Below are 16977 nucleotides of genomic sequence, written 5' to 3' on the forward strand. Positions count from 1 at the left end.
CAAGTAAATGGTAGTATGAAGAGCCGTATGCCTTAATTGGGCACGTCCGGTTCTGTGAGGGTACCAGGGCCAATTTAACCATAGAGCAGCAGCCTCCTAAGTTAAAGAGCCCTGCTCTACTCGACCCTGAGCATTTTTATTTTAATATAAAACACAAAAACAGGTTAATTAGTCCTAAACTTATCGAAATATCTACCGAAATAACTAACATAAGGCAAAATTCCGGGCGGCCGACCGGATCAAGCTTTTACCGCAAGGATGCGGTAAGAAAATATATTCATGGAGGAATGAAGGATGAGAATTAACCATAATATTGCTGCCCTAAACACCTATCGTCAGTTGAGCAACAACAACGCTGCAGGTTCCCGTTCATTAGAAAAACTATCTTCCGGTATGAGAATTAACAAAGCCGGTGACGATGCTGCCGGTCTGGCGATCTCCGAAAAAATGAGAAGCCAAATTCGCGGTCTGGATCAAGCCAACAGAAACTCCCAAGATGGTATTTCCTTAATTCAAACAGCAGAAGGTGCCATGCAAGAAACCCACTCCATGCTACAGAGGATGAAAGAATTGGCTGTACAAGCAGCCAACGGAACCAACACGCAGGATGATCGTGAAAAGATCCAGGCTGAAATTAACCAGCTAACCACTGAGATTAACAAAATTGGCAACACCACCGAGTTTAACACCATGAAGCTGATCAATGGCGGCAGTGCTTCTTCTTCTGCTGCTAATGCTGGTGGTCCTATTCCCAAGGCGGTCATAGAAGGTGGTATGAATGCGGTAGAAGGCGTTACAGCAAAAATGGAACTTTCCGTTGGCGCCAACGGTATTTTAGCCGCTGATGCTTCTAAGGCAGATGGTGCCCAATTTACCTTTGAAGTTAATGGCAAGAAGCTGACCATTACCTTGCAAGCTGCGAACAGCGCTACTGGGGTAGCAACTGCAGGCGATGCTATTGCTACAGGGTCAGCAGATAACACGAGTTCTTATTTTATTAAGTTTAATGCCGAGAAAAACGTAGAGGCCGCCAGTCTGGGAGCAGCTTTAGAAAAGGCGGTTAGAGAGTTGTTATCAGCGAATAATACAGTGGATAATGCTCATAAAATAAGCGATTTGTATACAGCTAATTTTGATGATGGTACCGGAAAATTAACAATTGAGGGTATAGCTTGCACTACCGGAAATCTTGGTGCTCAGCGTGAAGGCGATACCATTAAGTTTACTTCCGAGGTACCGATAGGTTTTGATGAGAGAACCTTCGCTATGCAAACCAACAATGTCGGACGTGTCGAAGTAACCAAAACTCAGCCTAAAGCCACCCTTGATTTTACCGGCAAAACCGGTTTTGATGTAAATGGCAGCAGCTTTAATTTTGGCGGAGCTGACTATGTCTTTACCAACGATTCCTCCAAGCTGGATACCGCTGTCACCAAGTATGTTAAATTGAACGAGCTTGTGGATAGTAATGGTAAACCTAAGGCGCTCAAGGATATTACCGCTGAAGAGTTAGCAAAAAAACTTGAGGAGAAAATTAACGAGAGAACATATGGCAAAACGACTGATCCTACCGGACAAATTGATGCAAAAGCGGCTAATGGCATAATTACTTTTACGGCTACTGAGCAGAATGAAGAGTCCTTAAAAGCCTTCAAAGATTACTTTGGTTTTGCCGGCTCTGCTGGAGGTAACGGCGGCAAGTTTGAAGCCATCTTCCAGGTAGGTGCCAACGAAGGGCAATTCTTTGCCATTGATATCCGCGATATGCGCGCCAAAGCTCTGGGCATCAGCGGCGGTGCTAATCTCTCTGCCACTGGTCAAATTAAAGAAGGTGCAGAGAAAGCTACCTTTACCAAGACTGCTGGCGTAAGTGCCACCGGTGTGGATAAAAACTTAAACGAGGCAGCCCTTGACATCAGTACAACCGAAAAGGCCTCTGCGGCTATTACTGTTATTGACAATGCTATTAGGACTGTATCAGAGGAACGCTCCAAGTTGGGTGCCTACCAGAACCGTCTGGAGCACACCATCAATAACCTGGGTACTACCTCTGAAAACCTTACCGCTGCTGAAAGCCGTGTCCGCGATGTAGATATGGCTAAGGAAATGATGGAGTTTACCAAAAACAACATCCTTACCCAGGCTGCTCAGGCCATGCTGGCCCAAGCCAATCAGCAACCTCAGGGTGTACTGCAGCTTCTCAGATAATAGGCATTTATTGATTAAAAAACGGGGGCTTGCCCCCGTTTTTTATCTACTAAGTAATTTAATATTTACCATGCGGAGGATTTTAAAGATGAGGTTATCAGCTTGTTCAATAGTAAAAAATGAAGCGAAAAATATAGCCAGGTCCATTGAAAGTTATAAGGATGTGGTTGATGAAATTATTATTGTAGACACCGGTTCCACTGATAATACGGTAGAGATATGTGAAGGCTTAGGTGCTAGGGTCTTACACTTTGAATGGATTAACGATTTTGCAGCCGCCAAAAATTTTGCTCTTGAACAGGCCCAGGGAGACTGGATCATTTTTCTTGATGCGGACGAATGGTTTGTCCCCAAGCTAAGTGACGACCGCATCTTTAAAGTCCTGAACAAGGTAGAAAAATTACCGAACGTAGCGGCAATTAAAACCATTTTGTGCAATGTTGATGAGACGACTGGTTTTATCAGCTCTAAAAACTCCTCTGTCAGAATTCTTAAAAATGCTTGTGGGATACAATATGCGGGGAAAATACATGAAGACATCAGAATAAATGATCGGCCTGTTCAGACGGCGACCTTGGAGGAATTGGAGATCTATCACTGTGGCTACTCCCAGGGCAAGATCGTAGGCAAATCACGCCGCAATTTAGAAATTTTGTACGATGTTTATCGTAGCGGCCAAGCGAAGACGGCTACCTATTTTTACCTCTGCCGGGAAAATGCTATGATAGGGAATTACAGGGAAGCCTTAAAGTTTTATGAACTGTTTTTTCAGCAGCCAGATTGTGAACAGGTCATTTCATTGACAAATGTTCTGGTTGGTATTTATGAACACGGCATTAGTATTAAACGAAATAACCTGGGTAAATTTACCTTCGGGGAGATTATGGCAGACATCGAAGGTGCAATCGAAAAATATCCGGAATTACCGATCCATTATCATTTAAAAGCTATTTATTACCACAACTTTGACTTTGATCAGTCCTTGGAGTTTTTTAAAAAAGCGATTGAGTTGCATAAAGAATATAAGAGTACTTATATGAATTCCTATGATAAGTCGCTGCCGGAAGCCTATTGGCATCTGGCCGAGATTTATAAAGCAAAGCATCAGCCTGAGATCGCTTTTGACCACCTTGTATTATCCCTGCAGGAAAAACCACTGCAGGATGACCCCTTTAAAGAACTGCTGCAGTTGATTAGGGATCAGTCCGCGGAAGATATCATTGTCTTTTTAAATAGTATCTATGACATCAAGAATAAAGATCATGTCGAGTTTTTAGCCAAGCAACTCATGTTTTCCCGGCTGTCTAAGGTTTTTTTATACTACGCCATGAAATATAACCAAGAATTTGAAGGACAGGATGAAACCACCTATTGTGCTATGATTTTGGTGGGCCAAGAAGAAACTGCTGTAGAGACCGCCATGACCGCCTATTTTAATGCAGGCAAGGAAGACGACCGATATTTTGCTGCTTTGGCGATATTATGTAAAAAGAGGGTTGATCTTTATGAAAAATACCGATCCTCCCTAAGTCCTGCCTTTGCCGCCATTCTCAATAAATATCTTACTGACCAACAGCTGGAAATGCCCTCCCAGGAGGAGATTTCCGCCTATTTACAGTTATATCGGTATATGTTTTATCTGGGACAAGCCGAGGATCTGGCCAAGCTGGAAAGCTTCTTTACGGAACAACCCATGGCAGTGGCCGCCGGCATTATGGAGTGCTATGTTACCTATAAAGATAACCTAAAAACCATTGCTTTGGCCCAAAAATATTTACACGATTTTAAAGACGAACACTTTAAGACCCAAATGAAAAAACTGCTTGCCTTTAGCTATTATTTAGTGAAAGACTATGCCAAGTCGGTAGATTACTTTAAAACAGCCCTCGAAAGCAAGCACATTGATATAGATCGCAATATAATTATCTATCTCAAGCAAATGATTGAAGCTAGTCCGGATGATCTTATTACTCTCAAGGCACAAAAATTATATGATAAATATGAACCTATTTTTAAAGAATATGTAGCCTTTACTGATATGGTGCGGACAGGCAAAGTCAGCGATATTTCAGCCGCTGACGATCTGCAGAAAATCCAAGACCTGACCCAAGAAACATTGGAGGAACTAACCAAACCGGACACCGTCAAACTACCGGACTTGATACTCAATACCCTCTTTGCTCTGGCCGAAAAATATCTGGAAAAAGACATGGACATCAGCGCCCATACCATCATTCTCCGTCTGCTGCGGCAGGAGTTTAAGAAAGACATCCACTACTACCGCCTAGGCGAAATTTATACCCGCTTGCACAATCCGGCCATGTCTTTATATTGTCATGAGCAGGCTTTTGCCGTTAATGCCACCTTTGCCGAAACCTTGATCGCCGATCAAGCCAACGAAAACCGGCATTATATTTATCAGCCACTCGAAAGTAAGCCGGTGGAAAGCTGTCCGCTGTGCGGCAGTTTGGCTGGGCTGCAGGCGGTCTACAACACCATTCTTCATCCCGAGTTTTCCTCCGAACACTCGGCGATTAAGGTTTGGCGATACTGTGCTTCCTGCAACCATCTATTTGCAGCCCAGATGCCTAAAGAAGTTTCCTATGAGTTGGAAGAGGAAAAAGCGGTATCCCTGATCAAAGGTATGGCCGGGGAATTAATCCATTACCAGGAAACCATGCGGGAAATTTGTTCCTTGGCGAAAGGTAATTTACTTTTAGATATCGGCAGCGGTAGTGGTAAATTTATCGCTGTTGCATTGGAACATGGCTTTGAGGTATCTGGCATTGAACCAATAGACCAGTTAGCACAGCTTAGTGGTAAAACCCTAGGTGCTGCTGTCTATAATTGTACCTTGGAAAACTTCGAGGAAAATAACCAATATGATGTAATCTCGCTGGGATGTGTTTTAGAAGAAATGCCGGAACCCCGAGATACTCTTCGGAAGATAGATAAACTTTTAAATACGGATGGCTTGCTCTATATAGAAACACCAAACTTTGAAAGTGGTTACGCCAGGGTAATGAAGGATAAGAACTGGACTGTGCGATCTGGAAGAATATTAAATTATTTTTCTAAAGAATCTTTAGATAGATTACTTAAAGAACATGGATTCAAATTAATTAATTACACTATGTCTAAACGAAACAATGGTTACATGGAAGTTTTTGCTCGAAAGTGTTAAAAGTGAACGGTTATGGAGGCGATCCTACAAAGTGAAGGTAGTTATTCTGGCTGGTGGGCTGGGTACGAGAATATCCGAGGAATCTCATTTGCGCCCGAAGCCCATGATCGAAATTGGCGGTGTGCCGATACTATGGCATATTCTCAAATATTATGCCCACTTTGGCTTTAACGAGTTTGTCATATGCTGTGGCTACAAAGCCTTTGTTATCAAGGAATATTTTGCAAATTATTATCTGCATAATTCCGATTTGACCTTCGACTTTACCAATGGAAACAAGATGACCATTCATAACAACATCGCAGAACCGTGGAAGGTAACATTGGTGGACACCGGGCTTAACACCCAGACCGGCGGGCGTATCAAGCGTATCCAGCCTTATATTGGCGATGAAACCTTCATGATGACTTATGGCGACGGCCTAGGCAATATCGGTATCAGCGCCTTGCTCCAACAGCACAAAGCCTCTGGGATGTTGGCAACAGTTACCGCAGTTCAGCCCAGCGGACGCTATGGAGTTCTAGATTTGGACGAGAACAAAAATTGTGTCGTCGGCTTTCGGGAGAAAGCAAAAGAAGATACCAACTGGATTAATGCAGGGTTTATGGTGCTGGAACCGGCAGTATTTGACTATATCGACGGTGATATGATGCCTTTTGAGCAGGCGCCACTTATGCGATTAAGCGCGGATGGCCAATTGGGTGTATTCCGGCATTATGGATACTGGCAATGTATGGACACGCAACGAGACAAGGGCGCATTGGAATACCACTGGAACAGCGGCAAAGCGCCGTGGAAGGTGTGGAGATAGCTTGAATTTTCAACTCTTGAAGAAAGCCTATGCCGGACAGACGGTATTAGTAACAGGTTGTAGCGGCTTTAAAGGTTCCTGGCTGTCAGTATGGCTCACAACCCTGGGAGCCAAGGTTATTGGCTATGCGCGTAAGCCTCCAACAAAACCGGCCATGTTCCGCGCTTGCGGCTTAGACAAGCATATCATCAGTATCGAAGCCGATGTGCGCGACCAAGCCGCCTTGACGCAAGTATTCAAAACCTATAAGCCGGAAATCATCTTTCATTTAGCCGCTCAGCCGTTGGTGCGTTACTCCTATCTTGAGCCAAAGGAAACCTTTGAGACCAATGTCATGGGTACAGTTAATGTATTGGAAGCAGCCAGACATACCGGGACGATCCAGTCTATTGTTGTGGTTACAAGCGACAAATGCTATGAAAACCGGGAATGGGTTTACGGCTATCGGGAAACCGACCCCTTTGGTGGCTATGACCCCTATAGCGCCAGCAAGGGCTGCGCGGAACTTGTTGTGAACGCCTTTCGCAGCAGCTTTCTCACTGGTAGCGGGATCGGTCTGGCCTCGGCTAGGGCCGGGAATGTTATTGGCGGCGGTGATTGGGCGGTTGATCGCTTGTTACCGGATTTTGTTCGGGCAGTGGTAGATAATCGCCCCATTCGGATCAGAAACCCGTTCTCTACCCGCCCGTGGCAGCATGTGCTGGAACCACTTTCTGGTTATCTCTTATTAGGAGCGCTGCTCTTGGATGAGCCGGAAAAGTACGGCAGCGCCTGGAACTTCGGCCCCCGAGATACCGATGTTTTGTCAGTGGAGGATATTCTCAAGCTGACAATCAAGGAGTGGGGAACGGGAAGCGTAGAAACAGAAGCACTTAAGCAGCCCCATGAAGCCACCTTGCTGAAGCTTGATATCAGCAAAGCCGAGGCATATCTAAAGTGGCAGCCAGTTTTCTCCTGTCGTGAGGCCATAAAAAGAACGGTTGAATGGTATAAAAGGTATTATGACCACTCCTATACGGATATGTTTTCCTTTACTGTGGAACAGATTAAGGAATACGAACATGTACTGCAATTGCGAGGTTGAAATAACATGAACAAGGTGTTTGTAACCGGGGCTACCGGTTTTATTGGCTCAAATTTGGTAAAAAGATTGATAAAAAATGGTGTCGAAGTACATATAATTACCCGTGCTGCTTCACAAATAGAGCAATCTGCCATTAGTGCTCTGCCTGTTGTCATTCACCGGCATGACGGCACAACGGCAGGAATGATAGAGATTTTTCAATCAGCCCAGCCTGAGATAGTTTTTCATCTGGCTGCTAAGTTTGTGGCCGAGCATGATAGCTGGGATATAAAGGAACTGTTGGACAGCAATTTGCTGCTTGGCGTGCAGTTATTGGAAGCCATGGCGGCAACCGAAGTCAGACAGCTTGTTAATACTGGGACGGTTTGGCAGCATTTTGAGCAGGAGGCCTATAATCCGGTCAATCTATATGCGGCAACCAAGCAGGCTTTCGAAACGTTGGCCGCTTACTATGTCCGGGTAGGGTTGCTAAAAATGATTACCCTGAAGCTGTTAGACACCTACGGACCCAATGATCCTAGGCCAAAGCTATTTACATTATTCAAGCGAATAGCCTCTAGTGGCGAACGGCTTGCCATGTCGCCCGGCCAGCAGCGTTTAGGTTTTGTCTATATTGACGATGTGGTGGATGCCTTTTTGCTGGCGGGACAATATACTAAAGATTTATCGACAGACGAAATGCCGTCATATACCATTGCCCCTGACCAACTGTATACCTTGCGTGAAATCGCCGCTCTGTACGAAATGGTCAGTAGCAAACGCCTGAATATCGGCTGGGGAGAGCGTCCATACCGCCGCCGGGAGGTCATGGAGCCGCATGTCGATACAAGGTTGCCAGGCTGGGAGGCAAAGATTGGGTTGGTGGATGGGATAAAGAGGTGTTTGGGAGTCTAATGAAGATGTGTTTTGGAGGTTAGTTACTGTTATGCAGATTGATGATATGAGTGGCGACGTTCTTGCCCAAGCTGAGGGCTTATATGGACTTAAAACAAAGTGGGATTGCATTACTGGGATTATTAAGACGCTAAATATTCCTAATGATCTGCAAGTAAGAGCAAACAAACAAGATATCATTTTGTTTGGTACCGGTTTGGCAGGTAAATTAGCTCAGCAATATTTTAATGAAAATAATGTGAGTGTTAAGTTTTGGTGTGATAATGATGCCAGTAAACAGGGCTCATTTTTAGATGGTATATTGATAATCTCTCCAGAAGAATTAGCAAGACTTGACAATCCTTTGGTTGTTATAACGGCTAAGCATTACACCCGTGAGATATCCGAGCAATTGCAGCAGTTATCAATACCCCATATTTCTTTTGATGCCTATGTGGTGGCCAAAATGCAAAGTGAAATAAGGTTTGTCTATTCGGAACTGTTAGAAGATGATCATTCTAAAAACGTATTAGTAGCTGTATTAAAGTCTATGTTATTAGGAACAAGTAAGTATTGTCGTGAAGTAATGGAGCGCGATGAATTCTTTTCTCTACCGGAGTTTTTAGGGATGGAACAAGAAGTTTTTGTTGATGCAGGAGCGTACGTTGGTGATACTTTAGAACGGTTTATTTGGAATGTAACTGGAGTATTTCAGAAAATATATGCATTTGAGCCGGGTAAGATTCAATTTGAAGCTATGGAGCGCCGTTTAGTAAGACTGAGTCAAGAATGGGGCTTTGACCCTAAAAAGGTTAGGTTAGTGAGAGCGGGGCTAGGAGAAACTGACTCATTCTTGTCCTACTCGTATAATTGCAAATCCCCGTCAGGTAGTCATTTTGGTTTAGTGCAAGGGGCAGCGGACGAAGATGTACAGGTGTATTCATTGGATAGTTATATTGGCGATGAAACAGTGTCAATGATTAAAGTTGATATTGAAGGATTTGAGTTAAGTATGTTGAAGGGTGCCAGAAATTTGATAAAGAGGTGCAAACCTAAGTTGGCAATTAGTATTTACCATAAGCCAGAGGATTTGTTTGAAATACCGCGATACATTCACTCGCTGGTGCCTGAATATAAAATGGCAATAAGACACCATTCACCAAGAATGCTTGAAACAATTTTGTATTGCTGGAAATAGTGATACAAATAATAGTGTTTCTGTATCAAACGGTCAACGGCTGAATATCGGCTGGGGCGAACGGCCATACCGCCGTCGGGAGGTCATGGAGCCGCATGTCGGCACAAGGTTGCCCTGACGGAAGGGATTAAGAAGTGCGTGGAAGTCTGAGAAAGACAAGTGTTGGATGAGCCGAATTTAGGGAGGAATTAAACAGTGAATAACGACTACTATATTGAACCAATTGTTATTAATTCGGATACGCTGATACCGCCTTCGCCATCTGATGATATATGGAAAAACCGTAAAAACGCTTATTTTATGTATGACAAACCGGATGTGCCGACATGTTCTATTGTTGTTCAGGGATATAATCGTCTAAATAAGACTAAATATTGCGTGGAATGTATTCTGAAATATACCCAGGATGTGGATTACGAACTCATATTGGTTGATAATGGCAGTGATGACGGGACGTTGGAGTTCTTTCAGTCAGTGCCATACAGAAATAAAAAAATTATTCATATGACCCAAAACAGAGGAGCAGCTTTGCCCTATAGATATTACATTAGCCTTATTAAAGGCAAATACCTTGTTAATATACCTAATGACGTCTATGTAACCCGGAATTGGTTAAGTAATTTGTTGAAGTGTTACCAATCTGATCCAAAGATTGGTTTTGTTGAGCCTGTTTCTTCTAATGTGTCCAATCTTCAGGAAGTCAAGCTAAGGTTTTCTGATTTTGATGATATGCAAAAAAAAGCCGCTGCATTCAATCAAAGCGACCCGGCAAAATGGGAGGAGCGGCTACGGCTTATCAGCGTAATTAGCTTTTTTTCCAGGGAGGTTTTAGATAATGTTGGTACATTTGATGCCGCTTACTCGCATGATTTTATTGAAGATGACCTTTGCGCCCGCATACGGCGCATGGGTTACAAGCTTGTCCTTTGCCGTGATACTTGGGTTTGTCACGATCATGATTTCCGCAATCTAGAGGATAAGGATCCAGCGGCATTTAAGGCGAGCCTGGAAAGTGGGCGAGCCGTTTACCGTGAAAAATATCATGGTATCGATCCGTGGGATGATATAAGCAATTTCGAGCTGACGCTACTCGCACCTCTTGACTCTGCCCGTCTTCCAAACCAGGTGAAGGCCATGACCGTTGATGTGCGCTGCGGCACTCCTGCCTTAGAGATACGCAACCGCCTGAAACGGCGCGGGACTAAAGATGTTACGTCATATGCCTTCACAACGGCTGCGAAGTATTATCTTGATTTACAGACGGCGTGTGACGAAGTTACGTGTGACAGAATTGACTTCATCCAGCAGCATTATATGAACGATGCATTTGATGTTGTTGTACTCGGCGAACCTGTCAATACCTATCCAATGCCAGTTAGACTTTTACAAACTTTATATGGTTTTCTCAAACCTGGTGGCATGCTGTTGTTTAAAGTCCGTAATACCGATAATTATTGCGCGTTTTTGCGCTCTGTCGGCATAGAAGTAGCGTCTGATCCTGATTTGCCTGCGAATACACCGTTAAACGAAATCCTTGCATGTTTGAAGCTATTCGGTGCGGTTGATTGCACTGTTTCTGCCGACCTGGAAAGTCTATCCGTAGCCGATCAGAATTTTTTGATGAATAAGCTAAAGGCGGCTAACCCAGATTCCGATCAGGCAACACTAAACCGGTTGTGTATTAAAGATTATTGCATTAAGGCCATAAGGCGGCAGCTATGAAAATTCTGCATATCGCCGTGCATATGGGAGGAGGCATTGGTTCTGCCTACGCTGGTTTGGGAACCTGCGGACGAGAGCAGTCCATCCTGCTTTTAGAGGAACCAATTGATAAAAGCTCACTTGCTAAAGTCCAGCAGGAAGGTTTCCGTGTTTTTTTTGCAACCGATGAAGGCGAAATTAGGCGAGAAATAGCGGAAGCTGATATTGTAGTATTTAACTGGACGCATCATCCCGCGCTGACCCGATTTTTGTTTGAGTTTCCAGTCATCCCCATCCGGAGCATGCTTTGGTGCCATGTATCCGGCAATTATTTTCCCGCGCTCAACCCTGAATTTTTAGAACGCTTCGATCAGGTTATTTTTGCTTCGCCTTATAGCTTGCAGTTGCCTCAGATTCAAAAAATGGGGGCCAAGTATATCAGCGAGCATTTTGACGTGGTATATGGATTGGGGGATTTGAAACAATTTGCTGGGCTCAAGCGAGCGCCGCATGACAAATTTGTCATCGGGTATGTTGGGACACATGGATTTTGCAAGCTGCACCCTAATTTTGTGGATTTCTGCGCCGCAGTTACTGTGCCAAACGTTGAATTTGCCATGGTGGGAAGTCCTGTTACCCAAACAGAGATTCTTGCTGTCGCAAGGCGAAAGGGGATTGCTGATCGGTTTTCATTTTATGGACAAGTTAATAATGTTCCTAAGTTACTATCCCGCATGGATATGTTCGGGTATCTCTTAAATCCGCAGCATTTTGGCGCTACGGAAAATGCACTGTTGGAGGCGATGGCGGCAGAGCTACCAGTGGTGGCTCTCAATCAGTGTGTGGAAAGCGTTATTATCAGCAACGGTAAGACCGGGTTGTTGGTTGAAAATCCGGAGGACTATAGGAAGGCAATCTGGCGGCTTTATGCGGACAGGGAGTTTGCAGTGCAAATGGGACAAGCAGCTTGCCGGGATATACTTTCCCGTTTTGCTGTCGAACCAAACCGGGAGCGCTTTTGGGAGCGGTGCAGCCGGGCAAGTTACCAGCCTAAAAGAATACATTGTTTTGCCGACTTTTTCGGTGATATGCCGGCCGATTGGTTTTTGTCCTGTGTGGATGCTGACAAGGATTGTTTTCTTATGGATCGCGCCGGGGATTCGGGTCTCATCTTCCATGAACCTACCAAAGGATCTCCCCGCCATTATCATGCCTATTTTCCGGAAGACAGAAGGTTGGCTCTTTGGGCAAAACAACTTAGAGAGTAAAGAGAGGATGCCAATATAATGAATAACTTTTATACAGAATTGACTCAGATTAAGAAAGCATATATAGCAGGGGAAAATAGGAAAAGACTAGACAATCTTCTAGACACACTTCGCAAAAATCCTTTTGTTATCTATGGATCAGGTAATTTGGGACAAATTCTTTATTCGTATCTGATGAAACAGGGGATCAAAGCGGAGGCTTTTTGTGATACATTTCGCAGCGGCATAGATAAAACGACAGGCATTCCATTAATTGTGCCAGAAGAGTTGAATGCAAGCTATACGAATAGGATAGTGGTAATGGGAACATCCAACCATAATGCCTATTACTATGACCAAATCCGAGTAAAGCTGATAGAAACCGGTTTTCAAGGAACGGTGATAACGCCAGAGCAACTTCTTTTACCTGTTTATATATTAGAGACTATTCAAAAGGAGGACGATCCCCTCCCCCATATAGAGCGGTATGGAGTGTTATGGGACTGTCTTTCAGATGATAGCTCAAAGCGGGTGCTGCTGGATAGAATCCGTCACTTATTGCTTTGGGAAGCAATGCCGCATGCGCCGTATGATAATCAGTATTTTGAATCTGGAATAGTTCAATTGACTGAATCGGAAGTTTTCGTGGACTGCGGCTTTTATGCGGGAGATACCGCTGAAGAATTTATCCGTCGAGCAAGAGGGAAATATCAGCATATCTATGGATTCGAACCAGATAGTACAAGTATTGCAAAATGTAATTTACAGAGCGACAGGATTTCTATTACGCAGAAAGGAGTGTGGAGTGAAGACGCAATTTTGAGATTTTTCCCTGCTGCAAAGGCTGGTGCTATAGTAGAAGATGGGGATATTGAGATTGCTGTTACATCACTTGACACTTTTTTTTCAAACAAACAGGATATACCGACTTTCATTAAAATGGATGTTGAAGGTGCTGAAAAACAGGCATTGCTGGGAGCAGAAAATATTATCAAGACACATAAACCACAACTTGCTTTGTGCGTTTATCATAAATTTGAGGATTTATACGAATTACCTTGCATTCTCAAGGAGTTTCGGACAGATTATCAGTTTTATCTGCGTCATTACAGCGAATCTTATATAGAAACCGTACTTTATGCTGTCTAACTTTGTCGGAGCAAAAAACAAAAGCGATTAACGATATGACAATTCACGGAATAAAGAGAAACCAATTGAAGGGACAGGTTGTTACATGAAAGCTCAAAAAGGCACACGATATTTTAAGGAACGAACAAAATTAGAGACTGTGATTCCATTCAAAACGTCATTTATATTTAGCCCCATCCAGCGTATACAATTTGAAATGCACTTTTTGCCCGTGTAGTCGTACATATGAAAATTTATGGACTATAGAGAAAAAAAGAAAGTATTGGAATTATGAAAATTATTATGATTGCAAGGAGTTTCCTGACCACATAAAAGTCCTTCGGCTATATTAAAGAAGGAGAACCGCTTGTAAATCCAAATCTGCCTGAAATGATTGCTTACGGAAGAGATTCTGGAAAGTTTGACGCTATTGATCTTACAACAAATGGAACTCTCCTTAATCCTATGTTGAACAGGAAGTTGGTGGAAGCGGGACGATCAAGGATAAATATTTCGGTGGAAGCGCTAAGTGGTGAGGGATATAAACGGATATGAACACAAAGATTGATTTTGAAAAATTCATAGAAAATATTTGTGATTTATATGAAAACAAGGGAAATTGCCATATATTTATCAAAACAATGGTTAATAATTTGGACGATGAAACAGAGCAACATTTCTATGACCTATTTGGCAATATTTGTGATGAAATTGCAGTTGAATATATAGCTAACTGTTGGCCAGGGTTTGGAAAATATTAAGTCAAATATATAAATATTTATTCAGGTGCAAATGCAACTACCGCAAGAGATTATCGTATGTTCGCGCATTTTTTATATTTTGACAGTTAATTCGGACGGTACAGTAACACATTGAATTGTTGACTGGAACCATATGAAGAATATAGGTAATGTAAGGGAACAAAGTGTTTGTGAAATTTGGAATGGTGAGACACTTCGCCAAATACAACTCGAACACTTACGCTGAAATAGGCCGGAAACAGTTCTTGTGTGATAAATGTATGGAAATAGAATCAGCGACATTGGATAATATTGATAATTATCGTGAAGAACTCTTAAGATGAATAGGTAAATAATATTGAAGGTTTTGATGATCGGCGGTAATGTAAATATTAGCTGGCATTGTACTCAGAAAGCAATTGAGGCAGGTTATGATGTTTGGGAAATTAACCGGGGATTAACCAGGAAAACGCGCCGAGCAGGTTCATCAATTACTCGGGGATATACGGTGCTTTGCTGAGACGTACAAGTCTATAAAAGATATGACATTCGATATGGTATGTGATTTTATTTGTTTTAATAAAGAGTATGCGGAAAATGATATACGTTTATTAATGGTCGGACGAAACACTAATTTTTATTAGTTCCGAATCCGTATATATGCGAAAGAGTTCAAATCTTCCCTTTACGGAAAGCGCAGAGCAATATAATGTGAGCGTGTCTGATTAATATATTGCTGTAAAATTCAGGCAGAGCATGTCTTTCAAGGATAGAATGCTACTATTTTTATTTGCCTAGCGCATATAAGAAGTCATTGAGAAGCAAATTCGTGATTTAGGCATTAAGAATAAGATTACGTCATTTACTAAGACGTAAATGTTAGGGGAGTTATGTGGTGAAAATCACAGCGACAAAAATAGTAGGTGCTTACCTAGTCAAACGCGAGCCGTTTGCCGATGAGCGCGGGACATTTTCCCGCATGTTCTGCCGCCGTGAACTGGAGGCGGCAGGACTATGTGGCGATATCGCGCAAATGAACCTGTCAACTAATCGAAGCAAAGGCACACTCAGGGGATTGCATTCTCAAGCTGGTAAGGCAGCGGAAGACAAGCTGGTAACCTGTGTACAAGGCGCGGTATTTGATGTATGTGTGGATGTTCGAGAAGGCTCACCGACTTATGGTGAGTGGGTTGGTGAGATACTTTCAGCGGAAAATGGGGTTGGCCTGTATGTTCCGAAAGGCTGCGCCCATGGGTATCTAACACTGACGAATAATGCGCAGGTATTATATTTGGTGACAGAGTATTATACACCGGATACGGAAGTTGGCTACCGATTTGACGATCCAGCGTTTGGGATAGTATGGCCGATAATGCCGCCATATATCATGAGTGAAAAAGATAAAAATTGGGAGTATGTAAGCCTGAAACGAGGAGAATGAGGAGGCGGTATCAATGGCGGCAGAGGAAATACGGCAGATCATATCAGTCTTAACTGCGGCTAATGATGGTATTGATTATTTGGCCGATAATGGTATTACAGGTAATGAGTATCTGGTCGATGACATTTTAGAAGCTGTTTCAGCTTGTCTTACGCATCTTGAATCGGTTGCCTTTTATGCAGGAAGGGTTCCAGATGCAACGCAGGTGCTAAATTATATCGGCAAATTAAAATCTGAGAATTGCTTTGCAGAATTAAAGCCATTGTTTGATGCTTGGTTTGAGAATGTAGTTGTACTGCTGGTATCGGATAAGTATCATAAAAAACCGTTGCTTAATTCCTTTCACAACAGTGTGGATACTGAGTTTTTCTACTATATGGAGTTTATTAAGAAGACAAGCTTCAAAGACTTATGTAAGTTTGCTTTTGAACACTTGAAGACAATTAAAGAGCAAAATGAAGTGTTGTATCATGATCTTACTGTGAAATACCGAGGATGGTATTTTGAGAATAATGTTCTTGATGGTCCAAATGGCACTGACAATTCGTTGTTAATTAACCGAATGAAGGTTTTAAAAAACCGGGTGGCTGATTTCGAATGGTTTTATGGCAGGCTGTGCGATTACCGGTCGAAAAATGTTTTGAATGCTATTATCAATAATTGGCTGACATTTTCTACTGAGGGGATAGCAAAAGCTGGAGATAATATATTTCCAGTCAATTTTGATTTAGATATCATCAAGTATCAAAAGGACGAGGTATTTGTTGATGCTGGAGCATATATTGGCGATACAGCAGCATCTTTTGTCAATACATATGGGCGTAATTATAAACGAATTTATACCTATGAAATTTCCAAAGAGACCTTTGCTGTGTTGGAGAAGAATCTGGCACCACTCAACAACGTGGTCAATAATTGGAAGGGTGTATCTGACAAGCGTGGCGAAATGTATTTGAATGGTGTGGCGGGTCCTTTTGAGGGCAACAAATTGGGGAACAATGGCCTGTATAAAGTGGAAATAGTTCCTTTAGATGAAGATATCAAAGAAGAAATTACCTTTTTAAAAATTGATGTGGAAGGCGTTGACAAAGAGGCGATCCTTGGTGCCAAGTATCACATCAAAAATGAGCATCCTAAGATAGTGGTAGACAGCTACCATAAGCTTGCCGACATTGTTGATGTGCCGCTGTTAATTAACAGAATTGATCCCGCTTATCAGTTTTATTTGAGATATCTGCCATCTGAGCTACCTTTTGCAATGTCTTATTGTATATATGCGGTATAGTAAAACGGTGTTTCATCTGACAATGAAGCTACAGTAATGTCTGATTTAACCATGGGGGCTGTTCCTGTAATTTAAGT

At 42.7% G+C, this 16977-nt stretch carries 13 protein-coding genes; all 13 read left to right on the forward strand.

What is annotated here, in order from left to right:
- Positions 1-294 precede the first annotated feature (294 nt).
- The 13 genes from V6C11_RS02795 (at position 295) to V6C11_RS02850 (ending at position 16900) form a co-directional block, all read left to right on the forward strand.
- Positions 295-2208 (forward strand): flagellin N-terminal helical domain-containing protein, encoded by a 1914-nt coding sequence (locus V6C11_RS02795; RefSeq protein ID WP_333529557.1) that lies wholly within the window; start codon positions 295-297, stop codon positions 2206-2208.
- Positions 2209-2296: 88 nt separating this feature from the next.
- Positions 2297-5392 (forward strand): glycosyltransferase, encoded by a 3096-nt coding sequence (locus V6C11_RS02800; RefSeq protein ID WP_333529558.1) that lies wholly within the window; start codon positions 2297-2299, stop codon positions 5390-5392.
- Positions 5393-5423: 31 nt separating this feature from the next.
- Entirely contained in the window at positions 5424-6203 is a 780-nt protein-coding gene (gene rfbF, locus V6C11_RS02805) for a glucose-1-phosphate cytidylyltransferase (RefSeq protein ID WP_333529559.1), read from the forward strand.
- Position 6204: 1 nt separating this feature from the next.
- Entirely contained in the window at positions 6205-7287 is a 1083-nt protein-coding gene (rfbG, locus tag V6C11_RS02810) for a CDP-glucose 4,6-dehydratase (protein ID WP_333529560.1), read from the forward strand.
- 6 nt (positions 7288-7293) lie between these two features.
- The gene (locus V6C11_RS02815) at positions 7294-8181 is read left to right on the forward strand and encodes an NAD-dependent epimerase/dehydratase family protein (RefSeq protein ID WP_333529561.1); all 888 of its coding nucleotides are present in this window, start codon (positions 7294-7296) and stop codon (positions 8179-8181) included.
- A gap of 31 nt (positions 8182-8212) precedes the next feature.
- The gene (locus V6C11_RS02820) at positions 8213-9358 is read left to right on the forward strand and encodes an FkbM family methyltransferase (protein ID WP_333529562.1); all 1146 of its coding nucleotides are present in this window, start codon (positions 8213-8215) and stop codon (positions 9356-9358) included.
- Between the two features lie 195 nt (positions 9359-9553).
- The gene (locus V6C11_RS02825; RefSeq protein ID WP_333529563.1) at positions 9554-11080 is read left to right on the forward strand and encodes a glycosyltransferase; all 1527 of its coding nucleotides are present in this window, start codon (positions 9554-9556) and stop codon (positions 11078-11080) included.
- Complete coding sequence (locus tag V6C11_RS02830) at positions 11077-12327, forward strand: glycosyltransferase family 4 protein (protein WP_333529564.1); 1251 nt, start codon at positions 11077-11079, stop codon at positions 12325-12327. The genes V6C11_RS02825 and V6C11_RS02830 overlap by 4 nt, the downstream gene beginning before the upstream one ends.
- An 18-nt stretch (positions 12328-12345) precedes the next feature.
- On the forward strand, positions 12346-13455 hold the full coding sequence (locus V6C11_RS02835) for an FkbM family methyltransferase (RefSeq protein ID WP_333529565.1): 1110 nt from the start codon (positions 12346-12348) through the stop codon (positions 13453-13455).
- A gap of 530 nt (positions 13456-13985) precedes the next feature.
- Positions 13986-14195, forward strand: coding sequence for a hypothetical protein (locus V6C11_RS02840; protein ID WP_333529566.1), 210 nt, complete (start codon positions 13986-13988; stop codon positions 14193-14195).
- Positions 14196-14328: 133 nt separating this feature from the next.
- Complete coding sequence (locus V6C11_RS18635; RefSeq protein WP_442886019.1) at positions 14329-14421, forward strand: SPASM domain-containing protein; 93 nt, start codon at positions 14329-14331, stop codon at positions 14419-14421.
- A 648-nt stretch (positions 14422-15069) separates the two neighbouring features.
- Positions 15070-15615 carry a dTDP-4-dehydrorhamnose 3,5-epimerase gene (gene rfbC, locus V6C11_RS02845; RefSeq protein WP_333529567.1) on the forward strand — a complete coding sequence of 182 codons (546 nt, stop codon included), beginning with the start codon at positions 15070-15072 and terminating at the stop codon, positions 15613-15615.
- A gap of 13 nt (positions 15616-15628) precedes the next feature.
- Positions 15629-16900: an FkbM family methyltransferase gene (locus V6C11_RS02850; RefSeq protein WP_333529568.1), complete on the forward strand. Its 1272-nt coding sequence runs from the start codon at positions 15629-15631 to the stop codon at positions 16898-16900.
- Positions 16901-16977 lie beyond the last annotated feature (77 nt).

Source organism: Desulfotomaculum sp. 1211_IL3151, from assembly GCF_036763075.1.
Lineage (GTDB): Bacteria > Bacillota > Desulfotomaculia > Desulfotomaculales > Desulfotomaculaceae > Desulfotomaculum.